The 20,856-nt window shown below is 43.5% G+C and carries 18 protein-coding genes and 2 pseudogenes; 3 read left to right on the top strand and 17 right to left on the bottom strand.

Features of this window, described 5'->3' with window-relative positions; translation table 11 throughout:
• Nucleotides 1–3: 3 nt before the first annotated feature.
• The 3 genes from C1T21_RS01365 to C1T21_RS01355 form a co-directional block, all read right to left on the bottom strand.
• Nucleotides 4–2,358 carry a glycoside hydrolase family 2 TIM barrel-domain containing protein gene (locus C1T21_RS01365; RefSeq protein ID WP_103046902.1) on the bottom strand — a complete coding sequence of 785 codons (2,355 nt, stop codon included), beginning with the start codon at nucleotides 2,356–2,358 and terminating at the stop codon, nucleotides 4–6.
• Between the two features lie 79 nt (nucleotides 2,359–2,437).
• Nucleotides 2,438–3,232, bottom strand: coding sequence for a Nif3-like dinuclear metal center hexameric protein (locus tag C1T21_RS01360; RefSeq protein WP_103046901.1), 795 nt, complete (start codon nucleotides 3,230–3,232; stop codon nucleotides 2,438–2,440).
• Nucleotides 3,233–3,353: 121 nt separating this feature from the next.
• Nucleotides 3,354–3,920 carry a 5' nucleotidase, NT5C type gene (locus tag C1T21_RS01355; RefSeq protein ID WP_103046900.1) on the bottom strand — a complete coding sequence of 189 codons (567 nt, stop codon included), beginning with the start codon at nucleotides 3,918–3,920 and terminating at the stop codon, nucleotides 3,354–3,356.
• Between the two features lie 223 nt (nucleotides 3,921–4,143).
• Here C1T21_RS01355 and C1T21_RS01350 point away from each other — a divergent pair.
• A pseudogene (locus C1T21_RS01350) lies at nucleotides 4,144–4,984 on the top strand (cellulase family glycosylhydrolase).
• 96 nt (nucleotides 4,985–5,080) lie between these two features.
• Here the strand turns inward: C1T21_RS01350 and C1T21_RS01345 are convergent.
• On the bottom strand, nucleotides 5,081–5,758 hold the full coding sequence (locus C1T21_RS01345) for a hypothetical protein (RefSeq protein ID WP_258012331.1): 678 nt from the start codon (nucleotides 5,756–5,758) through the stop codon (nucleotides 5,081–5,083).
• Here C1T21_RS01345 and C1T21_RS01340 point away from each other — a divergent pair.
• Together C1T21_RS01340 and C1T21_RS01335 are read left to right on the top strand one after the other, a co-directional pair.
• Nucleotides 5,678–5,956, top strand: a pseudogene (locus tag C1T21_RS01340) (helix-turn-helix transcriptional regulator); the annotation flags it as partial. The gene C1T21_RS01345 and the pseudogene C1T21_RS01340 overlap by 81 nt on opposite strands.
• Before the next feature lie 115 nt (nucleotides 5,957–6,071).
• On the top strand, nucleotides 6,072–7,046 hold the full coding sequence (locus tag C1T21_RS01335; RefSeq protein WP_069291017.1) for a bile acid:sodium symporter family protein: 975 nt from the start codon (nucleotides 6,072–6,074) through the stop codon (nucleotides 7,044–7,046).
• Between the two features lie 266 nt (nucleotides 7,047–7,312).
• On the opposite strand, the gene C1T21_RS01330 is transcribed toward C1T21_RS01335, so the two are convergent.
• The 13 genes from C1T21_RS01330 to C1T21_RS01275 all read right to left on the bottom strand — a co-directional run bounded on the left by C1T21_RS01330 (nucleotide 7,313) and on the right by C1T21_RS01275 (nucleotide 20,844).
• Nucleotides 7,313–7,738 (bottom strand): MarR family winged helix-turn-helix transcriptional regulator, encoded by a 426-nt coding sequence (locus C1T21_RS01330; RefSeq protein WP_039270457.1) that lies wholly within the window; start codon nucleotides 7,736–7,738, stop codon nucleotides 7,313–7,315.
• A gap of 772 nt (nucleotides 7,739–8,510) precedes the next feature.
• Complete coding sequence (locus C1T21_RS01325; RefSeq protein WP_103046899.1) at nucleotides 8,511–9,020, bottom strand: hypothetical protein; 510 nt, start codon at nucleotides 9,018–9,020, stop codon at nucleotides 8,511–8,513.
• Between the two features lie 199 nt (nucleotides 9,021–9,219).
• A complete protein-coding gene (locus tag C1T21_RS27180; protein ID WP_180984529.1) occupies nucleotides 9,220–9,384 on the bottom strand; it encodes a hypothetical protein in 165 nt (54 codons plus the stop codon).
• Nucleotides 9,385–9,539: 155 nt separating this feature from the next.
• Complete coding sequence (locus C1T21_RS01320) at nucleotides 9,540–9,995, bottom strand: contact-dependent growth inhibition system immunity protein (protein WP_146032465.1); 456 nt, start codon at nucleotides 9,993–9,995, stop codon at nucleotides 9,540–9,542.
• Nucleotides 9,996–10,018: 23 nt separating this feature from the next.
• Nucleotides 10,019–13,102 (bottom strand): phage baseplate assembly protein V, encoded by a 3,084-nt coding sequence (locus C1T21_RS01315; RefSeq protein ID WP_180984528.1) that lies wholly within the window; start codon nucleotides 13,100–13,102, stop codon nucleotides 10,019–10,021.
• A gap of 11 nt (nucleotides 13,103–13,113) precedes the next feature.
• Entirely contained in the window at nucleotides 13,114–13,548 is a 435-nt protein-coding gene (locus C1T21_RS01310) for a DUF4280 domain-containing protein (RefSeq protein WP_039270432.1), read from the bottom strand.
• Nucleotides 13,549–13,574: 26 nt separating this feature from the next.
• Entirely contained in the window at nucleotides 13,575–14,999 is a 1,425-nt protein-coding gene (locus C1T21_RS01305) for a phage baseplate assembly protein V (protein WP_103046897.1), read from the bottom strand.
• A complete protein-coding gene (locus C1T21_RS01300; RefSeq protein WP_103046896.1) occupies nucleotides 14,996–15,655 on the bottom strand; it encodes a hypothetical protein in 660 nt (219 codons plus the stop codon). Before C1T21_RS01300 ends, C1T21_RS01305 begins: the two co-directional genes overlap by 4 nt.
• Nucleotides 15,656–15,677: 22 nt before the next feature.
• Nucleotides 15,678–16,202: a hypothetical protein gene (locus C1T21_RS01295; protein ID WP_258012327.1), complete on the bottom strand. Its 525-nt coding sequence runs from the start codon at nucleotides 16,200–16,202 to the stop codon at nucleotides 15,678–15,680.
• Between the two features lie 48 nt (nucleotides 16,203–16,250).
• Complete coding sequence (locus C1T21_RS01290) at nucleotides 16,251–17,390, bottom strand: pentapeptide repeat-containing protein (RefSeq protein ID WP_103046894.1); 1,140 nt, start codon at nucleotides 17,388–17,390, stop codon at nucleotides 16,251–16,253.
• Between the two features lie 301 nt (nucleotides 17,391–17,691).
• The gene (locus C1T21_RS01285; protein WP_103046893.1) at nucleotides 17,692–19,011 is read right to left on the bottom strand and encodes an ABC transporter permease; all 1,320 of its coding nucleotides are present in this window, start codon (nucleotides 19,009–19,011) and stop codon (nucleotides 17,692–17,694) included.
• On the bottom strand, nucleotides 19,004–19,906 hold the full coding sequence (locus C1T21_RS01280; RefSeq protein ID WP_103046892.1) for an ABC transporter ATP-binding protein: 903 nt from the start codon (nucleotides 19,904–19,906) through the stop codon (nucleotides 19,004–19,006). Before C1T21_RS01280 ends, C1T21_RS01285 begins: the two co-directional genes overlap by 8 nt.
• A 2-nt stretch (nucleotides 19,907–19,908) precedes the next feature.
• A complete protein-coding gene (locus C1T21_RS01275; RefSeq protein WP_103047030.1) occupies nucleotides 19,909–20,844 on the bottom strand; it encodes an ATP-binding cassette domain-containing protein in 936 nt (311 codons plus the stop codon).
• Nucleotides 20,845–20,856 lie beyond the last annotated feature (12 nt).

The following is a 20,856-nucleotide window of genomic DNA, read 5'->3' as shown; positions in this document are numbered from 1 at the left end:
TTATCATTTGGGTTCTTCTTCTATTTTCAGTCTAGTTTCTCCCTGCAACTCTCCCTCTGCTGACGCTTGAAGCAACAACTCACCAGCTACATAACCGGATTGTACAACAACGAGACACCTTCCTCTGTGTGTACGTCTCTCATTCCCCTTAAAGGATTCATCGCTGGTGAGATCCCCATTGTCTATTCCAAGGATACGACCATCACCATGCAGTTTAAAGGTTAATTCAAAATCCTGGTTAGGTACAATGATCCCGTTTGGGTCTATGACGGTTACTTCCACATGAGATATCTCATGCCCATCGGCAGGTAGAATTACCCGATCAGCCTCCAACTTTAGAGCATAAGGAAGCCCGGCAGTAGTCAATTCATGCTCACAAACCTTCTCGTTTCCATTACGACCTACAGCCCGGATTTTGCCCGGTGTATAGGGAAGCTCCCATAGGATTAAATGATTAGGGTAATCCACTAGCTTCCTCTCACCATATGATTCATCATTCACGATCAATTCCACGCTCTCACAATTGGTGAAGGTAACCAACCTTATCAATTTTCCACCGTATTCAGGAAATGTCCAGTGATCTTCCATGGCCGGAGATTTCCAGTGCATCGTCCATGTCGGATTAAATTCCGATTTCATATGTTCGTTAAATGCGGCTATGTGCACAACAGGCTGATTAGACCATAAACTTTGTTGAAGATAAGATACTGGTTTGCGGAATCCGCAAGTATCAATCAGGCCTGAGGACCACCCTTTGGAGGGATAACTCGTTTCTCCCAAATAGTCAATTCCACTCCAAACAAATTGACCGATCACATAATCATGATTAGCGACATCAAACCAGGGATTTAGGGGCAAATAACCTTTAACACGGTTATCCTTACCCCGATAGTACGGGAACGTCTCGGTTCCAAGGATAAGCGTATCCGGCATGACCGCTCTATAGTGCTCATACCACTGCTCCTGATAGTTTAACCCCAGAACATCCACTCGTTGTGCCAGCTGTTTGGTATGCTCCACTTTGGCCTCAATCGAACCCTCACGCAAGCTGATTGGTGTATTATGCGGCTCAAGTGCACATGTAACTGGTCGAGTCGGGTCTTTTTCATGGCAGAAACCCACAAGTTGCTCCAACATTTTGAGCATGGATGGCTGACCTTGATTCTCCACTTCATTCCCAACGCTCCACATGAAAACACTGGGATGGTTCCTGTCCCTGAGCAACATTGCTTCCAGATCTTTTTCCCACCACTCATCATACAAATGCTCATAGAAAAGAGACTTCCATTTGTCAAAAGCTTCATCAACCACCAAGAACCCCATCTGATCACATAAATCTAATAATTCGGGCGCCATCGGGTTATGAGCAAAACGAATCGAGTTACAGCCCATTTCTTTCAGTCTCTGCAGCCTTCTCTTCATGGCTGTATCATGGTAAGCAGCCCCCAGACAGCCTAAATCATGGTGAATGCACACTCCCTTTAGCTTTAAGCTGTCCCCATTCAGCAATAAACCTTTTTGTGTATCCAGCTTCACTTCTCTTATGCCAAAAGGAGTACAATAACGATCCACCTCTGTATTGTCGCAATAGATCGTCGTCTGGGCTTCGTAGAGCACTGGGTTGTCCGGTGACCATAGTTCTGGCTCTATAACTCGCGTTTTTTGCTCTATTTCCCCCGTTTCACAGCCCGAAAGGGTTACTCGGTTTTCCACTTTTCCTTTGGTCTGTCCCTGTGGGTCCAGCATTTCAGTCATAATCGTACACTCTACGGCATGAGCGTGATGATTAGTGACCTGGATTCTGGCAGTCACCTTGGCTTCATCTGGCGAAATTTCAGGTGTGGTAATGTAAGTCCCCCATTCGGTTATATGAATATAATCCGTACAAATCAGCCAGACATTACGATAAATACCGGCCCCCGAATACCATCTGTCAGGTGAAAGAATCGTATTGTCCACTTTGACGGCAATCACATTCTCCTCATCCCACCGAATATATGGAGTCAAATCATATTGAAAGCTAACATATCCATAGGGCCGCTTGCCCACAAAATGCCCATTGATCCAAACCTCACTGTTACTGTGAATGCCATCAAATTGTATGTATACGCGCTGTTTTGGAGAGGAGGGCTTCACATTAAAATGCTTTCTGTACCATCCGACAGACCATCTCGGCAAATAAGCTTGATTGCCCCCATACAGCATATGTGGATCAAAGGACTTTTCAATGCTCCAATCATGAGGGACTTGAAGGAGTCGCCAATGCTCATCGTTGTAGTCCATTTTCTCAGCACCTGCGTAATTACCTTCCATAAACTTCCAGTCTGTTTTGAACGGCATAATCACTCTGCTTCCCATCATCTTGCCTCCATTTCATAAAGTGGATGAACGGATATAACAGCAGTGCTGGATGACCATCACAAAAGACATGTTCTCATTACAATATTTGAAACACCGGGCGATCTTCAATAAAGTGTACGGGGAGCATTGGAAATTGGGCGGAAAGTACATCTGCGAGATACTTCATCCCAGGTGCTTCACTTTCAGCATGTCCCAGCATGATAAGTGCTTTACTTTGACCTTGATAGACAGCATCTTTAACATATTCTGGTGTTTCCCATTCTGGGCCTTCACCGGCAATGACTAAATCTACATTTTCATTTAGAAATAATGGAATGGCTAGTTCACCGCCTCCCCTGTATCCTACTGAGATTCCCACTCGTTCACACGGCATGGAAACCTCGCCAGCCACCCGTACATAACGAATATGTAGTTTGGCTTTGATATATTCAGCGATCTCCTTAACTTCCATAACCGGAATAGTCAAAATGGCGGCCGTCGGCTGCTGCTTCACAATGTAATTGTGCCAGCCAAGCGCCTGAAGAAGCCCAACCATCACTCCATCCGGTTGATAACGATGTATGGCGTCATGAAACCGATAAATGCCTATACCTGCATCGGCAATGAGGCGAGATTTTTGCAAAAAAACAGGATCATGTAGTAAACATTCATGCATTCTCTGATGACTATAAAAGATGCCTTCATGCGTAATGATAAAATTTGCACCTAGAGAAATAGCTTGTTCTATCACATACTGCGAAGCTGAGAAAGCGGTTACAATTCCTTGCACCTCAGTATCTATATATCCTGGGTCCAGCAGATCTACGGTGGTGTTGGGTATGCTTATTCCCTTGGTCAGATGATTCACAATCTGACCCATAGTCATGGTCATACACGTTCCCTCCTCATGGATAAAGCATATCAATTGTACCATTTTATTTCAATCATAGGTGCTATTCTTTCTAGCAAAACAGCCAGTTCCAAAGGAGCCAGCTGTTTTACGAATGGTTCTATTATTTGTACAGAACTCCTAAAATGGAGTCGATTCGTTCTTTTGCCCCTTGCCAGGATGTCATGACGGGGAACTCATATTGCTCTCTTGCTCTCAGATTCCATGGATGAGGAATGCAAAGCACCTTTTTCCCCTCCTCTAGCGCAGGCACTAAATTATGAGGACCATCATCAATCAGGAGATCATAGTTAATCAGGTTCTTTCGTTTACATGGGAAAAAGTTCTCAATCGGAATGAATGGCATATGTCTTTGAAGCCAGTTCCATTTCTCTACGACGGTCTTGGGTTCTGCCGCTGTCACAATAATGACATCAAAAGCATTGCAAAGCTTCTCCATTTCTTCTACAACATACTCGTCAAACAGTTCAAGTTCCTCAAACAAACCCGGTCGTCCATAAAATACATCAAGCGTGCTCTTCGGATGACGTAGATGATCAGTATTCCAATCTAACATTTCTTCATACCGCAGCGGATGAGTGGGAAATTCACTATTGTTATGGTATATGGCTCGTTTGACGAGATGACAGATGGTATCGTCCATATCGACTGCAATGATTGGTTTTCTCATCAGCTTGCCCCTATTCACTCTGGTAAAATTTTTCATAAGAATATCATACTATAATTTAATATCGCGGTGAAGCTAAGGTATTGCTGTACGATAGATCTCACCTTTGTTCAAGATAATCAGCCAAGTAGAACGTTAGGTTCATCTAAATATCGAAGGTATACACCTTAATAGAAACAATAAGCACAATAAAATCATAGAAAACTCACACATAAATAAGTAAACTATGTGTCTCCATTTCAAAAGCAAAAAATGTTTGGGGGGATTCTTCTCCAAGGCACAAGCTGCTTCAGGATTTTATGTAAGCGGTACCAAATTGTATGATTCTACAGGCAAGCCGTTTGTTATGAGAGGCGTCAATCATGCTCACACTTGGTACAAAAGCGATCTTTATACGGCTATCCCGGTAATTGCCCAGACAGGTGCTAATACCGTCCGAATTGTCCTTTCTAACGGAAACCAGTACACCAAGGATGACATTAATTCTGTGAAAAATATTATCTCTCTCGTCACGAGTTACAAAATGATTGCTGTGCTTGAAGTTCATGACGCTACGGGCAAAGACGACTACGCGTCTTTGGATGCAGCTGTGAACTACTGGATTAGCATAAAAGATGCTCTGATCGGCAAGGAAGAGCGGGTTATTGTAAACATTGCGAACGAATGGTATGGTTCTTGGAATGGGAGTGGTTGGGCTGATGGATACAAGCAAGCGATTCCCAAGTTGAGAAACGCAGGTATCAAAAATACGCTCATCGTCGATTGTGCCGGATGGGGACAATATCCTCAGTCTATCAATGACTTTGGTAAATCTGTATTTGCAGCTGATTATTGGTGAATTTGGCGGTTACCATCAAGGAGCAGATGTCGACGAGACAGAAATCATGAGATACGGACAATCCAAAGGGATAGGCTGGTTAGCCTGGTCCTGGTGTGGTAATAGTTCCAACCTTTCCTACCTTGATCTTGTAACAGGACCTAATGGCAATCTGACGGATTGGGGAAAAACTGTAGTTAACGGAAGCAACGGGATCAAACAAACATCGAAAAAAGCCGGTATCTACTAAAAACACATTAAGAAAATAAAAAAGACTCATGTATTCACTGGCTCCTTACCTTATGTGAAATGAATCTGGAAAAGAATCACCATATAACCTTCTGGGTTACATGGTGATTTTGATTTCATATACAGGCACAAGGCTGACCGAACCGATATCTACAATACGTTCCTTTGTCGTCTCTTTCCAGCCAGCCATAGTCGTGTTGCTGTTGAGAACCTTACCTTTTCGAATGGGAGAAACATATACGCACAACCCTTGCTCGATGAGCCGATGTTCAAATGCTTTCAAACCTATTTCCCAGGTCGTATGGTTGCAGAAATTATCGTTGATCAGTTCGCCATCCATAAAAGCATAACCGATATCTCCAGTATAATGGATACGCAGCAGAGCTTCCTTGATTCCGTGAAAGGCATCTAATTCGAAATCAATAGTAAATTTATCGTTATTTATCCTTTTCAAATTGAAATGAATTTCTTTCTTAGCAGCTTTTAAACGATACGTTTTGAATACATTGTTTTCTGTTATTTCAAGCAACTCTCCACCGGAAATAGATGTGAATGAGGCGTCAAAATCCGGGAATACACTCAGAGTTACCATTTCTTGGCCCGTTGATTCCAGCCTTAGATCGCCTTCAGATACCAGATGGATGAGACCATCCTCCTCTTCAGCAACCTTAATGATCGTGTTCCCATCCAATTGCTCGAATCCACTCTTTCGCTTGAGGAGCTTAGTCGGCATGTTCAGGTATCCAAGCAGCATCTGAACTTGATATTCAAGCAATCCACTGGCTACTCTCCTGTCGATTACTATTTAAGAATGAAGATACAGAGGGCCAGTCAGCTTTTGGATTTAACGAATGCTTCTATTAAAGAAATTAGCATACAACTCGGTTTTAGGGACCCTTACTACTTCTCCAGACTATTCAAAAAAATAATGGGCTGCTCTCCTTTGGAATACCGAAATAATTTGAAGGGTTGATCTATGTCCATCAGGAGCGTTCAAATTTGCTTCTATCGGGCTACCGCAAGGTCACAGATCATTTACGAATCGGGGGTGCAAGGTCTATACTTAAGGTTAAAAAAGGAAGTTTTGTATGCTCCTCACGTTGAATCGAAGACTAAATGCAGCTATGCCGCTAATTACACCAATCAGCATTCTAATTGGCGTCCTAATCGGTACGCCGTTGTCAGAATATACCGAACTCTCTCCCTGGCTGTTTGCATTCATGACCTTCGCGGGCAGCATCAGTATGGGGTTTAAGGATTTTGTCCATGTGATAAAGCATCCTGGTCCGCTGATCGCCTGTCTGTTTATTCTTCATCTGGCCATGCCGCTTCTCGCTATGATGCTGGGGCATCTGGCCTTCAGTAATGATCCTTATACGATCACTGGACTTATTCTTGGTGCAGCTATCCCTACGGGCATTTCCAGCTTCGTGTGGGTCAACATCTATAAAGGCAATACGGCGCTGACATTGGCGATTATTTTAATTGATACGATTTTGGCCCCATTTGCCGTTCCGGGCATCATGTCCCTACTGATCGGAGCGGATGTGCAGCTTGATACCTGGGCGATGATGCAGAGCCTGTTCTGGATGATTGTCGTCCCTTCGCTAATCGGCATGGTGTTGAACGAGTGGACTAAAGGGAAGATCAAGCAGGTATGGGGACCTCGGCTGGGCCCATTCTCCAAGCTGGCTATGGCTCTTGTCGTAATGATTAACGGATCTGTCATCGCGCCTTATCTGGTCGATTTTAATCTTAAGCTTGTCGGGGTATGCCTATCCATAATCGTCCTTGCTTCCACTGGATATGCGATCGGCTATCTGATATCAGGACTGATGCGGTGGAATAATGCAGACCGTACGGCGCTTGTCTTTAACGGCGGCATGCGCAATATCAGCGCGGGAGCCGTGCTTGCCATCACCTATTTCCCGGCCCCGGTAGCACTGCCCGTTGTACTCGGGATGATTTTCCAGCAATCCACGGCATCTCTGGTCGGGTTTCTGCTGAGTCGTCGTGACCGCGGCAACGCCAAGGAAAAGCGCAATACGGCCTCTGTTTCTTAAGCAAAGAGGGCTCGCGTTGGTTCCAGAGGATAAAACTCCTCCTTATGAGGAGGAGTTTCGGAAGGGCGTTTCTATACGTACATGGTTGGAAGTTTAATTAAAACATGCATGCGCAATCATGCAAATGGTTACTTTCCACTTCATAACATTTCTATTGAATTGTGTAGGGTAATAAACTAAGTCCCTGTAAAGAGCCTTTCGTGGCACAACGTTCAAGCCACATATTACCCTAAGAAAATAAGAACGATATACACAGGTCGCAAAGTCTAAAACAGCTTTTGCGTAAGATTTTGAAATTGTGACTTCACTCCATCTTTCTGAAGTTCTGATTGTAAAACCTGATTAAAGGTTTGAAGTGCACGCTGGAATTTATTTTCACCAAATTCCGTAATCCGAGTATACACACCTCGCCGATCATCCTCGCATGTATGTCTTTGTAAAGCCCCGCAGTTTTTGGCTTCCATTCTCACTACGAGTCTCGATGTCGCACTTTGACTTAATCCCACCAATTCTTGAAGTTGCTGCAGTCGTAATTTTTTTTCCTCGGAATTGGATATAAAACCCAAAACATAAAACTCCTTCAAGGATAAATCATAATTTTGTAGTAGAGCTTGTTCTAACTTATCATTTAAAGTGGAATGGATGTGAGACAAAGACAACCATACATCCAAAAGTTCGTTTTCATGTTGCAAGTTTAGACCACACCATTCTATATTGAAGTATCTCCACTTAGTTTAACCTATTGTAACAAGCTTAAATGGAATGGTCAAAATCCATACAATATTTTAAATATTACAATCCGTCACCACCGAACCAGTATGCAAATGCAGCATAATGATTCTCGTTTCAGAGCGTCCACTTATTGACAGTAGTCCATCTTAACTATCGTCCTATGCATGTACATTGCTGCAATTAATCTTAAAAATGCGAGAAAGCGAAGATAGCAAAAAAACAGGTCAATCATGGTGGTATCTGACCATGATCGACCTGTTCAATGTAAGAGTTAAGTCTACTTGGACTCGGTCGCCCGACTCATTCGGCACTGGGTAAGGGTTTATTCATCAACATCCGAGATAGGAACAATAACAAAAAAAAAGACCACAATCGGACGGCAATCTCGTATTGTGGCTTGTTGGTTGTACTACACAACCATTTTGTAGTAGTTGTAAACAAGTTGAATTTATTGGCTAACATTACTTAGATAGATCATATTCCGAGTATTTCTCATCCCATTTAAAAAGGTGATCTTCTACTATCATACACCACTCAGCGGCATTCAAAGCGATACATAATTTTGTGAGAGTAACGCAGTGCAATATTGGACACCTTTCCATATAGCATCATTCATGTTAACTGACAAATGAATAGAACTCTAAAGTATTATTTCTGAGTAGGACGAAGCTTTAGGGTCATATACATGAAAATTTGTCCAATTATAACCTTCATTATAATTATTTTTTCCGGTTAGAAGTTTATTTTTTTCCAGTCCGTCTCACTCTTTTTTTCGTAAGTTATATAACCTTCAGTCGAATACTTATTTTTAAGTACCTTACTAGCGTCTGACTTACTATAATTCTTTTTCACATCAATCTCATCTTGTAAAAATAATACAAATAGGGAACTGGATACATCGTTATTCGATAAATAAAAACCTAATAGTTCGTTATATTCAGAGCTAAAAAACAAACATATATACTCTATTCTGAGTTTAATATTTTCCTTAGATTCAACCAATCCTTCATAACTTGCAAATAAATTAAAATCATCCAAATCGTAAATTCTATTCACTGAGATTAACGGATTCATGCCTCTTATATATAAGCCTATAACATTACCATCATCTTTCTCAAGGAAAAGGACATGGTCTAATCTCTCATTATCATCCTCATCATGTAAATAAATAATATTTGAGATTTCTTTTTGCTCGAAAAAATAATCAAACTTTTTTGTAAAAGATATTATATAGTTATTCATAGTCGTCCTCACTCTCCAATCAAATCTAATTCAGATTTTAACTTACTTGATAAACGATCTCCTTTTTTATTTAAGAAAGTCAATATTTCGTTTGTTTGTCGATTAACTAAAACAACTGCATCGCCCTTAACAAAAGCATCTACAGACTCGATTGTATTCCATTCAAAAGGTTTCGAATTAGCGAGATTTTTTGAGTCATTTACAATTGAGGAAACATCTCTTTCATCCCTTCTTTATCCCCTTTTTTAACTGGAACACCTAAATCCCTTGAAGTTTCATAGATATCTTGAGCATGTTTTTTTAATTTTTTATCGAAATTCGGGCCTAAAATTCGGCTCAGCCCCACTAGGTTTCGAGCCATCATTACCCGTCCCCTAAGTTGTAATCTTAAACATAGACATAAAGAAGGTGGCAACTATTTACCAGTTACCACCCATTTTATAATCCAGGCTTGGCTCACCGCCTTGTATTCGGTCTGTGCCAATACCTACCGAAGCTATTATTCAGTTCAAAAAACTATCAATAGCCCACTTTTAATTTTCTATTAATTTTATTTATATATGTCCTATACTCATCCTTCTCATCTTCGTATAACCAAATGTCTGATTTATTAATTAGATCATTGTCTATGATTAAACTAATTATTTTAATTAAAGATTCTTTATTTGCTTCTAAGATTTTATGATCAACAGATGATAACTTTTCCGTTAATTCTACTGTATCAATCTCTGCAAAAAAAGGGTTATTATCCTTTAAAATCCTTTGAATAATTTCAAAAACGACCATTTCCACAAAAATATTTTGTCTTATACATCGTATAAGATCAAAATTTTCTAAGTTTTCAAGCGTTTTATCAAGAATATCTAGATACCATTTGACTAAAGGACTATTAGGATTATCTATTGCATTTTGGACTGCTTCTTCATATGCTTCTTTAGTTATAAACAAACTAAGTTTTTTAGTTCTATCAAACACATTCAACACCGCCTTATTGATAATTATTTTGGAGGTAATATTCCTCCAAATGGAGCAAAAATATCTTCTATTTTATTCATAGAAGCATTTACCTCATTAATTTTACTAGTATACAATTGTCTCAATTCACTATCTAAATTAGGATTTTTAAGAATTCCTTCATAGCTTTTTTCAAGCTTTTCCAATCCTCTATATGAGTCTGAAACTTCTTGCATATGGTTAAATGGCAATCCATCTTCCCTCAATACTAGTGAACCATCCTCTCTTAAGAGCGGTATTCCCTTTAATTCCTTTTCAGCTCCTAATAAATCATCTGGTGTTACATGAGTATAGACCCTGTCGTGTAGATTTAAAGTAGCTTGTTGGCTAGTCGTTATTTTTGATCTTGCCCCGTCTGATAAATCATCAGCACTTGAAATTATTCTAGTCCTACTACCGCCCGAACCACCATTATTCGTCTCCTCAGAAGAATGATCATTATGCGATCCTCCTGGTGAAGCACCGTCATCTTTAGAATGCTTCTTTCCTTTCCTTCCAACGGCAAATAAAAATGCTGCTTCTACTAACAGACGGGCATTTTCTTGTTTGGAGCTGTTTATCGTTTTTTCATAAGCAGCATCTGGATCCGTTATGACTTTAACAATTTTATCTGCTACGTCTTGTTTTCCTTCGATGTTATCGATCACCATTTGGTGAATATCTATATTAGGGAAATTCCGGAGCCTCTCTGCCATGTCCTCTACACTCTCATAGGCAAAGTTTTTGATTTCATTAAACACAATCCGCTCAGTCTCATCCAGGTCTTTCATAAAAGGGCTTTCCCTATACGGCCCATACTCTTTCCTATATTCGTCAATTGAATTCAGAAAATCAATTAGATATTTCTTCTGTTCTGTCGTGTACCCTTTCATATCATCCCGATACTTGGAACTCATCAAAGCTCTGTCACTATATCGAAAATGATTGTCTGTCTGCCGTTGATGTTCCATTAATGCGACTATATCTGTGGAGAGATCCTGATTATTATAATAAGCATCCAGCGCCTTTTCAAACTGTTGATCCACATTTCTTTGATACCAGCGTTCCCGTATATCAGAAGGTACTTCGCTATAGGCTTGGACGGAAGCTTGATTGACTCCCTTTACATAGTTGATGAAGTCATGTATGGATTGTATTTCTCCATACCCTCTGGCACTCGTCCATACCTTACCAAGAAAATCCATTGTCGCATGCCGTTCACGAGCCCTCTGTTCCTCCGCGTGCGCATGTAAGGTTTGAGCAGCAACCTTGGCGGTCTTCCCCAGCACCACTCCCCAACCATGGGAAGGTACGCCGGCAATCATGGACAATCCTGCTGCCGCATATTTAACTATGGATGACGGTCCAGAGGAAGCCACTTCGGAACGAATCGAAGCTATTTTTTTACTTGCTGCTTTCGGTATAGCTCCCAATACAGGAATAGACGCAGCCACATCACATACTTTCTGAGCTAATCCTAATACGCCATCGAGTAGACTAGCCTTCGGTGAATTCGGAGTGTTTACGGCTGACTTAACGGCTCCCCCATCTTTCGATGTAACGCTTGAATTGGAGCTTCGTCCTGTACTGCTGTTTGCTGCACTTTTCGCCGCCTGCGCCTCTGCATAAGCTTTCACAGACATTAATGGGGGTTCCCAAATCGGTGCTAAATCTACTACAAAAACCGGCCTTTTAACCGTGCCTTCCAGCTGTACTTTAGCGGACCGTATATCCGTTTCTCCATCCAACACCAAGCTACTGCTGCCCGCTTTGAAATAAATAGCCTCGGCAGCTTGAATATTCAGCTCCCCGTCCGCATGCAAGGAGAGCGTCTTGCCTGCCGACAATGACAATTCATGTTCACTGACGACCTGAATTCCTGAACCATTCATTGAAATGTGAACCTGTTCCGATTTAGCCGTCACCTTTAATTCACTGGCACTCAGCTTGATGTCCTTATCATGAGGTGTCCCCCAATACTTGGTGGCTGGGTCAGCGAGCTTGGGGGACGAGCTTCGCCCTTGTCGTATGGAACTTGCCGCATATCCATCCGCCTCCTGCTCTGTAGGGAAGCGGACAGATACTTTATCTCCTCGTTCCGGCATGACGTACCAACCGCTATGTCCTTCGGCGGTATAACTGCTGGCATATGGAAACCACCATGCCTTATCCCGATCTTGTTTTTCATCCACTGTAAGATGAACACGGATTCGGCCTGATTTGGCTTCTAATACACGTCCTTCGAGTGAAGCTCCTGTGAGGTGGGGGCACAAAATCTCTGTTTGCTGAACTCCCTGTTCGCGAACCAGTTCATATTCGTGTAGCAGCAATCCTTTTCGCAATTCAGAAGTGACTTCTGCCACCATCCATTGCTCACCATTCCAATTCGTGAGGTCTCCGGGCCGGGCAAGCGTTTCACTCTCCATCATATAGCTGAATTCCGCTATCCTTTTCGGATCAAAACTACGTCGAGTACGGTAAACCGGATGCCTCATCTCAACGTACTGCCCCTCAGGCATACCAAACCAGAATTTAGGTCCATTTAGTGAGATCTCTGGGATCAACACTGTTCCAAACCGGGAAGCCATCCGTTTGAGAAAGGCCCAATCCGTCTCTCGATATTGTAAAGTAAATTCATGCAAGATAGTACCGTTTGTTGCGTTATCAATAACATCGGCCTGACTGTACTTCTGAATGATTTGCTTGATCAAATTTCCGTAGGGCATTAAGGAATGCTGATAAGAACGGGTGACAGGTGTGATATCCAACTGAATCGTATGAGAAACGGCTTCAAGCTCCACATAATAGATGCCACGCACCATCCGTGTTTCTGCATGGACGAGTAAACCATGGAACAAAATCCGTTCAGGTTGACCATTGTCTGTTTTGGTTCGGATGATGACAGGCTCGTTATCCTGATCCTGTTCTATGTAATGGTCTCTCTGCTCTTCACCTATCCATCCACTGATCCTTAACCGGGCATGATCGTTCAATTTCCGTTCAATACGCAGTTCATGGATCGTCTGAAGAGGATATGGACCTGTACATTCCAACTCCGTATACGTTAACATCGTTTGTGTGTGATTCAACTTGTACCTCCTTACTCCAGCGTCTGGCCATCGTCTGTAATCCGAATCATTCCCCCGTATAGGCACGCATTCGAGCATTGATCCAGCAAGGCTGGTTCTCCTTCCACGAGCACATCGCTTTTGCCGCCGATCCAGGGTCCGGTAATCACCGGAACACAGTTCGCTTTTTTCACCCCGTAGATATCCACCATGTCACTGCTTTTGACCGCTGGGTTAGCTGGGCAGGAGCAACGACCGAAATTGCTGATATTGGTTCCTGGCAAGTAATCCCCAACGTTCATTTGCGCTTTCTCTTTTACATATACTCCGTGACTGAACGGACGTTTGAGACGTGTCGGTTGCGTACCAAAGCTGCAGCTTAAGATCGCCCCAGCAACAACATATCCTTGTTTACTTCCCCGTCCAGCTTGAATAGGTTCCTTATCGGAATGAGACTTATTTGCCATTCTTCTATCCCCCCTTCATTCCTTTCTTAGTTCGTCTTCACTTCACTGCCAAGAACATTTGTCATTCCACCCAGTGATACGGTGCTGCCTTTGCTAGTCATTTGAATTTCATTCCCTGCCGTGATTTTCACTTTACTGCCGGAATGTATGGAGATATTTCCTCCTGCTGAGAAATGAATTTGTTTGTCGCTTACAATATGAATACCATCCTTCTCATTTAACTGTATATACACAGCTCCCTCCTTACTGGTGATTACAATTTCATCAGGAGTTAATTTGATTTCCTTACCGTGGGCCGTACGAAATAATTTGATGTCGGGATTAGCAAGCGCATGCTGCTCTACACTCTGATTCTTTTGGCGCAAAGATGTACTTGCCATGCCTTCTTCTTCCCGATGGGCAGGGAAATAGAGTAGCACGGTATCTCCCAACTCAGGCATCACGTACCATCCGCTATGTCCTTCTGCAGTATAAGGAGAAACATACGTGAACCAGTGGGCCTTCGCAGGGTCTTGAACGGCATCTATATTCAAATGTAATTTGATACGATCTCGCTCTACCTGAATGACTTTACCTGGTAAAGACAGACCAATAAGCTGTTCGTTAAAGACTTCCTTGTGCCTCAACCCCTTGTGAGAAGTTAAGGTATACACGTGCTGCAGTACACCCTTTTGCATGTGAGTGTCTACCTTGTACACATACAAGCTTTTACCTTTAAAGGTAACGGTGCTGCCTAACTCCAAGACTTGCTCCGCCTCAACCAGATAATCAATAAAATCATGCTCGTTTACATGTGCTGTATCATTGCCGTTAAAATAACGATAATCCGCAACTCGTTTACTGACGGTATAATGATAATTCGTTACATCAAGTCCTGACTGGGTCTCCTCAACACCAAAATAACACTTCGGCACATCAAACACCGAGGCAGGCGTGAGTGAAGTATGATAACGCGAAGCGATCCGCTTGAGGAACTCCCAATCGGTTTCACGATATTGGACCGCTATGCGACCTAAATCTGCTCCCCCTGTAGCCGAATCAATAATGTCAAAACCGGGATAATCCCTACCTACATCCCGCAGCAATTCCTCTACCTTCATATTTTTATCCTGAAAGGACCTGTCTTTTTTGCGAATATCCAGTTTATACGTGTGTGATATAGCCTCGACCTCCAGGTAATACACATCTCGGACAGCTTTGACTTCCATATGAAGTATCGTTCCGTTAAATAGCGGTGTTGGTGTTCCTGCCTCATCCAATTGTGATACACAAACCGGGGAATCGGCTTCGATCAATTGAACATAACTGTCCTGTAATTCTTCAGGTAAAATAGCTGTAAAAGAGAGCCGGGTATGCTCATTCAACCGCTTGGTCATACGCAATTCCTGAATACTCACCAATTCAAATGGTGTAATTTGCAGCCGATCATATGTAATGTTAGTTAATGTCATAAAGGTTTACTTTCCTTTCGCTCGGGTTCGATTTTCAATGTTAGCAGCATACTGCGGGCAACGGGCTTCCAAGTCACCATTTCTTCTTCCGTACAGTTAAACGCACACATTAGCGCCCGTCCTTCCAATACTGTGAAAAAGGATAAATTATACATACGTGCATTCCATACAGGCGTCATAAATTCGCAGTATCCTATTCGATTCTCTCCTACCTCCAACACTTCATGGCCAAACCATTCGGTCAACTTCTGGGTTTGTTTTACCACCATAGCCATCTCATCCGTAAAGTCCTCCAACTCTGCTGTTTGCAACGGGCTTTCGGTATGCTTGAAGGTTAAGTTAATCGTGCCTGCCTCATTAGTGAAAATAAAATCTGGGCGATGATGAGAAGGATATTTTAATAGTTGCTCATCAATTGGCATATCCCGAAAGCTCTTTGGCATTGTTATACTGATGCGTTCATCCACTAAATACCGCTGAGCAAAAACCAGTCTTTCCCCGCCAATTTGCATAAGTGTTTGTAGCGGCTGTCCAAACGGCTCATTCCCGTGAGCGTGATTCACTCCTTCATGCTCAATTAAAGATTGATCATTTTCGGCATTTTCTGCTGTTACTGTGTGTAGCATCGAGACAATTTCCTTATCCAGATGTTCCATACATCATCCACTCCCATCTTTATTACTGCATGGCGACTTCCTGAAAGGTGAGGCCACTTGTCCCTCTCCGCAGCAGACTTTCCGCCAAGGCCAGATTGACCAACGTGCAGGTTTCACGCAACCCTTGGATTTGCAATAAAGGTCTTCCCTCGGTGCGCTCTCGCTCTACGACTAGCTTCATCAATGTTCCTCCGGGATGAAATTGACTTTTCTCACCCAAACAATCCACTAAAGGGGGTTGAATCATCCAATACAACTTTTGCTGCGAACGTTCCATATCCCGAAGCAAAGCCATGCGGCTGAACAAGCTTGGCACATAGACCTGTAACAATTCATGCACAGCATCAGATACCATCGTCCTGGAACCCATTAGAATATCAGGGTAAATTGTATTTTCGTGACCCTTGAACTTAAACTGCGCAGCATAAGACGGGGGCCAATTCGTCCAGTCATTTAGGTCCATCATCTCTGCATTGGCTTCTTCGTCCCATACGGGAACAGCAGAATTCAACATCCGATCATCCTGCTGACAAAGGAAATACTCCACTATGCCACATCCCTTCCATTCCGTCTGCCCCACATTGGGTTATTCAAATTAAGTTATACTCTGAACGGATGGATGCATACCTAAACTAAACCGGCTTCCATCCAGCACCGCCCCTTTGAAACAGGCCCCCTCTATAGCTGCACCAATGAAGTCGGCCCCCTGCAATATAGCCCCGGTGAAATCTGCATTCTGTAAGTAAGCGCCCTGAAATGTGGCTCCTGTAAGATCTGCTCCTACAAAACTTACGGGTTGAAAACCAGGTCTTTCCCATCGTTCAGACTGGTATATTCCAGGTACAGCTACTGCATCTCGAAAAGACGTTCCTCTTAAGTTGGCTTTTTCAAAACGAGCTTCTTGAATCAAACAATCGCTAAAATCAGCCTCTTGTAAATATGCTTTATACCAACAGGAACCAATCAAATTGCCTCCCGTAAAATCACTATTGTTAAAGGAACTTTCACTCAAATCAGCATATTGTAGACGTATTCCCTCATAGTTTCCTTGAGACCCGTCAATTCCCCGAAAAACTTCATGTATGTAGTCATATGTCTTTTTTTCTTCAAGCCATTCTTTAATCACCGTCGAATCTTTGACACGCATATCTCGTTTATAAACGACTTCACTTTGGTCTAAATACTCTCCGACTCTTAGTTCGAACACATCTTCCAACTGTATTTCATGAGCAAACTGAATATCATCGAACCATTCTTCTGTGATACTAAAACGCGCCAAGGCAATGATATATTGATGAACATATACTGCCGCATGCAATTTCATCCTCTGAATATCATCTGGTCCGATTCTTCCACCATATTTCTTAGCATGCTTACTTAATTCCATCTCCCACTCGTCCAAGTAGCGAAATGCCCAATCTGCATTATAGGTATCTCGACAAGTATGTCGATCCATAAACCATCTCTTATCCATCGCCTCCACTAAATAGGTCGCCCTTCCGTTTGCTAATTCGGTACGAAGCATGGAATAGGATATATATCCCAACGCCTGTTTGTTACCTTCTTGCTGCATCAACTTGGCTTTCTCAAATATCTGCTCCAGTGAATTTCGAAATGCCTTAGCCAAGGCATGCTTATGATTTTGGAAATAGACTTCCAATGCGAATAACATTCGATGCTTTAGGGGTTCATAGATTTCATTTTTAAAATGTCGAAAAACCTCTTCACGATTCACGCTCTATCTCCTTTCTAGTCGTCACATTTACATAGGCTGCACGTCTCAAGTAGTTGGTTATCTTAAACCGAAGTCTAATTTTAATGATATGTGAAATCATAATTTTCAAGGGTATATTTAACAGTAAATCATCCTTATGTATGTATCGGACAAATTAGTGATTTTGTTTACAGAAAGAACCATAACTGTGTTCAATGGAAAATGGGTGGGTTCACAATCGAACCCACCCACTCGGAGAAACTAAATATTATTTAATGTATAACAATGAATAATTCCACACACTTACTGGCTCTTAAAAAATTTAAATCTTGTAAGCCTTCATAGCTTTTCTTAGCTCTTTGAACGAAGGACGTTTGCCATACATTAAGACGCCCGTACGGTAGATCTTGGCGGCCAACCAACCGAACAGCAAAATGGAGGCGACCAGAATGGCAAGTGACAGCCAGATTTCCAGCAAGCTCGCCCGTTCCAGACCAATCCGCAACAGCATGACGGTCGGAGAAAAGAACGGAATGTACCCAGCCACCTTTACGAAAATCGTATCAGGTGCGGCGATATTGAAGATACCGATATAAAAGGCTGCTAGTGACAGCACGGTAATCGGCATGATCGCCTGTCCCAACTCCTCGGTACGGCTAACGATGGAGCCCACCGCGGCGAACAATACTGCGTAGAGAAAGTAGCCGAGGATGTAGAATACCAGACCATAACCCAACACCGCGATATTTAGTTGCGACAGATCCAGCCCGGCTGAGCTAAGAATGACATTATTATGCGGCAGCATAAGGTTGGCACATACAACGGCTGCAAAGACAGCAATTTGCAGTAGACCGACCAGGAAAATGCCGATAATTTTTCCGAACATCTGGGTCAACGGCGATACGCTTGTGATGAGAATCTCCATGATACGTGAGCTTTTTTCCGATGTCACCTCTGCAGCAATCATATTCCCCGTCATCATGGAGGAGGTGAAGAATAAAATCATCAGTACATAGACCAAACCATAGTTAATCATAGAGGTCTCTTTTTTCTCTGTCCCCACGGCTCCCCCTGCCTCAGACGGACCGTCTACTTCCCTGCTATCCACCAATACAGGTGTGCTAATTTCGCGAATTTGATCGCTGGTTAATGCATTGCCGCCCATAATGGCTTTGACCTTAGCTTCCTGAAGTCCCGTCTGCAACAATGTAATTACAGCAGGAGATGGCTCTTTTTCTACAGAGACGTACTCCACTTTAGGAAACGTGTCTCCCTTGGCGGCAGGCTCCGTGAACTGCACGTAACCTTGCAGCTCCCCGTTTTTCAAGGCTTGCTGCATGGCCGGCGTTTGTACGTTGTCATAACGCACCCAGATGGCTGCCGGGTTGGATTGCTCCTTGGTGAATTGTTCCAGCTGATTCGCCACTTCTGTCCGGCTCCCGGCGATTAGACCCAAACGATGATGCTCGGCTGCCGTTGTGCCCGAACCTCCTGCCCCATCTCCTTTAAACAAAGAAATCAAATACGGCAGATTCATACCAATCGTAATGAGCAAGGCCAGTACCAGCGTTGTAATGATAAAAGATTTGGTTCTCGCCTTTTGACGAAACGTAAAACCGATTACCGTACCCAGTCTATTCATGGGAATCACCCACCTCTCTTATGAAAATCTCGTTCAGCGTAGGTTCCTTAATCTCAAAATGCTCCACATCCGTTTGCCCTAACGCCGTTTGTAAAATCAACTTTGCCGCATCCGGCTGCTCAATATGCAGCATCCAGCCGCGATCCATAGGCTCTACACGGCGCACGCCGGGCAATTGCTCCAGTCCGTTCACTTCACCTGTAGTGATGAGACGAACTTTTTCGCGTGGGTAACGGCCCTTAATCTCCTGCACACTTCCCTGCACAACGGTATTTGAACGATGCAAAATCGTAATATGGCGGCACAGTTCCTCCACATGCTCCATGCGGTGGGTCGAGAATAAAATCGCAGCTCCATCGTCCCGCAGCTCCTTTACCGTCTCCTTAAGCAGCTCGACGTTCACAGGATCAAGCCCACTGAAGGCCTCATCCAAAATGAGCAGCGTCGGGCGATGCACTACAGCGGCAATAAAACCCATTTTCTGCTGATTCCCCTTGGATAGCTCCTCTATCCGCTTGTCGTAATATTCCGGCACTCCAAAGCGCTCCAGCCAGTAACGTAGACTTTTGTCCGCCTCCTTGGCCGACATGCCGCGCAGCCTGCCCAAATAGTTAATTTGCTCGCTCACCTTCACCTTGGGGTATAGTCCACGCTCCTCGGGCAAATAGCCCATCGTCCGCTGAAGCTCCTTACTATAGGGCTTACCCTCATATTGAATGCTTCCCCCATCAGGGTAAATCAGACCGAGCACCATGCGCATCGTTGTCGTTTTGCCTGCTCCATTGCCTCCCAGTAGTCCGTAAATCTCCCCGCCGTTCACATTCAGCGAAATTCCGTTCACCGCCGTGTGGTTCCCATATTGCTTCACGACCTCTTTCAATTGCAGCATGCTCATGATTACTCCGCTCCTTTTTTCTGCAAGTATGTCTCCGCATCATCTGATAGTTGTCCAGCAGACCAATGTATTAAAATATCATCCAGCTCCAAACGCCGCACACGGATGGGGCGAATGCCCGCTTGTTCCAATATGGCGCTGGTCTCTCCGGCTGCCAACGTTACAATTCGCTGCAATCCGCCTTCGCTCTCCGTCTCTACCACTCCCGGAAGCTCCGATGCCTCCTCTGGCGTGCCCTCAAACCACATTTCCTTGCTATTTTCGAGCAAATGGTCTTTTTCCAGCTTGCCGAGCAGCCTGCCATCATGCATCAGAACAATATAATCCGCCAAACGCTTAATCTCGTCTATAATATGAGTAGCAATAATGACCGTCGTTTTGCCGTTCTCCATACAATCCCGCAGTTCTTCCAGCATGATTTTCCAGGCAAAAGGGTCTAAACCTGACGAAGGCTCATCCAGCAGCAACAAACGAGGGTGAGGTGCCAAGGCTGCAGCCAGCTCAAACTTACGGCGCTCTCCCTTGGACATGCGCGATAATTTCGTATGCTGAGGAACCTGAAATCGTTCCATCAGACGCTGAAAACGTGTTTCATCCCAGCCGGGATACCACAAGGCTCGAAAAGCCGCTGCTGCTTCTGCTGTGAGTCGATCTTCCTCACGGGTTGGCTGCTCTGACACATACCCAACCCATTGTCGTGTATCTGCCGGCATGCCGTCCGGATACGCTTGACCGAACCAACGGATTTCACCGGAATCCGGATGGATAAGCTGAGTCAGCAGGTGAATCAATGTACTTTTGCCCGATCCGTTATGTCCAGCCAAAGCGACTACATATCCCGGTTCAATGGTTAGATTAATCGGTCCAATTTCCCGGTTACCTCGGGTTTTATAGACTTGGATCATCTCAATAATCGGTGTTTTTATCTGTATCTCCATAGGAACTTCCAC

Origin of the sequence: Paenibacillus sp. F4, assembly GCF_002894905.1 — a bacterium.
In the GTDB taxonomy this organism is placed as follows: Bacteria; Bacillota; Bacilli; order Paenibacillales; family Paenibacillaceae; genus Paenibacillus; species Paenibacillus polymyxa_B.
This window is presented reverse-complemented; position numbering and strand designations above follow the sequence as displayed.